Genomic DNA, 1,515 nt, shown 5'->3' on the forward strand with positions numbered 1-1,515 from the left:
CCGGGCAGGAGCGAGGGCGCGGGAGTGCCGTGGAGATGGGCTTCGAGGGACGCCGTGAGAGCGTCGAGCACGTTGCGCTCCTGCTTGCGGAGGGTCATCACGGCCGTGAGGATACGCTCGACGAAGCGGCTGCCGTCGTCGCTCTGGGTGCCAAAGCTCGTCTTTCGCCAGATGACGGCATGGCGCAGGTCCCTCTCGGCAAGGTTGTTGGTGGGCTCGACGCCTTTGGTATAGACGAACGTCCAGAGGGCATCCTTGAGCTTGAGGATTTCCCTGGCGGTGCCGGCCACCTTCTTCGGGCACACGTCTGCGGCCTCCGCCAGGAGTCGCTCCACCTCTCGCATCAGCGGTCGCATCTTGCGCTGGAAGGTGGCGCGCGACAGCAGCCCATCGCGTGCCAGGTGCCACCATTCGAAGAGGACGAAGACTTCGGCCAGCAGCAGCGCTCCCAGCCGTTTCGCCTCCCCGCCGCGCTCGACGAAGCCCTCGAACTCGCGCACCAGATGCGCCCAGCAGACCTGCCTCCTGAGGACGTGCACCCAGTTGTAGGCACACCACCTGTCAGAGATGAGCGTTCCTTGAAAGCCCTTGCCCAGCATCGTCTGGGCGACGTCCTTGCCGCGACTCTTGATGATGAGGAAGACGGCCACTGTCGTGGTGCTGGCCACCCACAGCCAGGCCCTGGCATGCTTTTGCCACCACCCGGTTTCATCCTGATGCACGGCCGGCTGCGCCCGCACATACGCGCGGGCCTCGTCTACCGGCGCCGCCAGAGCGCTGCTCACCGCCTGCTCGAGGTTGCTGACGCTGCCGAGCGCCAGCTCCACGCCCAGCACGTCTTCCAGCAACTCCTGCACCCGCCGCTTGGACAGGCGGAAGCGCCCGGTGCAAAGGGCGATGAAGCTTGTCAGGCGCGGACCGAAGTTGCCCTCGGGCACTCCCGCCGGCAGCGGTGCGCAGCGCCAGGCATCGCAGCGGGCGCACCAGCCCGCGTGCAACTCGTACTGCTTCACCTCGGGCACGATGCGCGGCAACTCCACCACCTGGTGGATTTGTGCGGGAGGCGTGCTCTCCAGTCGCAACAGGGGCCCGGTGCAGCCCGTGCAACGCTCCGGTGCGGGCACCGCCACCACCTGCGTCACCTTGTCCGGCGGCAGCAGCTCGCGCTTGCGGCCCTTGTGTCCGGGCTGGCCTCCGGGCTTGCGCCCCGTCGGCTCCGACTTGCTGGGCGGCGTACCGGGTGGGTCCGAGGACGGAGGCTTCGAGGAATTACGCGAGGTGCTCCGCAACTGCGCCTCCAACTCCGCGATGCGCGCCTCCTGCTGCGCGATGCGCGCCTCCTGCTGCTCGATTCGCGAGAGCGCCGCGCTCAGCAGTCGCTCCAGTTCCGCGATACGCGCATCTCTCGGGTCGGGCGTGGCCACGTCCCAGTATTTCTAATCACCCCCAGCCCACGTCGAGTGTGGTGAGGCCCACCGTTCGCTGCCTCACTGCCCCCCCAGGCGAGCACCACCC

1 protein-coding gene is annotated in these 1,515 nt (G+C 68.0%); it reads right to left on the reverse strand.

Annotated elements, in window-relative coordinates; genetic code table 11:
• Window positions 1-1,424, reverse strand: a 1,424-nt coding sequence (locus D7X30_RS41325; RefSeq protein WP_120568464.1) for an IS66 family transposase, incomplete at its 3' end; no start/stop codon positions are given.
• Window positions 1,425-1,515: the final 91 nt, after the last annotated feature.

The sequence above is a fragment of the Corallococcus sp. AB011P genome, assembly GCF_003611605.1.
GTDB lineage: Bacteria > Myxococcota > Myxococcia > Myxococcales > Myxococcaceae > Corallococcus > Corallococcus coralloides.